Raw genomic sequence first — 852 nt, 5'->3', positions numbered from 1 at the left:
TTAGGCCAGTCGCCGTCCTTCGTCGCCTTGAAGATCCTGCCCCGTAGCCGCCGTACGTTCTCCTCGTGGTGTCGCCAGCCGACGGTGTCCCACGTGGGTACGTCCTCCGGTCCGTTCACTCCGAGGGCCGCTCTCGCAACATCGAAAGCAAAAGCCGTCATCGCGTCTAACTTGCCCTTCGGTTCCGGTGGTTCCGGTGCATCGTCGTCAAAGGCTCACCCGCCACACGTCAGCCTGTCTTCACAGCCGGGCACCAGGCCCGGTATCCGGCCAGTTATACCGGCGGCGGCCGGTCGGAGGACCGGCCATCCTGTCGCCGATTTCCTGTCGCCTTTCAGCTACCGGCATTCGCTTCTTGGGCGTCCTGTTCCCGCCACGGAATTCAGCTCTCCTCACGGTCGGCCTACCGCCAGCGCCCGGAGACGTTGCGGACCGTAACGGGGTTTCCACGTTCCACACGCGTGAGACACGGCCGGGTCGGGTGCCCTCTTAACCCCGGAGGCGACGGTATCCACACGACCGTCGAAGAGTCCTCGGTCGCCGTCTGCCGACTTCCAGCGGCAAGCCTCTTTATCTCCTCGGTACCAATTACCCGACCCGAAGAGTTGCCGTAACGAGGCATCAACGAGGGTTCACCATATTCACCCTTTCGGCCTTCCCCTCACCTGTGACACCCAGTCGGAATGGGCGTCCTTGGGCTTTTCCCTGAGCTTCGCACCCGGCAATTACTCGCCACGCACGTCAGGGCGGGGACCGGTCTCGGACACTGACCGGGAGCTACGTCTCGGGCATCTACACCCGACCTCCAATCGACGTACTCACTCCACACGTGCGACCTCGTGTCGCACCTCA

At 63.4% G+C, this 852-nt stretch carries 1 protein-coding gene; it reads right to left on the bottom strand.

Annotation, left to right across the window (positions count from 1 at the left end; genetic code table 11):
- Positions 1-161 (bottom strand): reverse transcriptase N-terminal domain-containing protein (locus DKT69_RS41060; protein ID WP_146231070.1); only part of this gene is annotated, 161 nt, incomplete at its 3' end.
- Positions 162-852 lie beyond the last annotated feature (691 nt).

It is taken from the genome of Micromonospora sicca (genome assembly GCF_003172935.1).
Classification (GTDB): domain Bacteria; phylum Actinomycetota; class Actinomycetes; order Mycobacteriales; family Micromonosporaceae; genus Micromonospora; species Micromonospora sicca.
The sequence above is the reverse complement of the archived record's forward strand: the minus strand, read 5'-3'. Positions and strand labels throughout refer to the sequence as shown.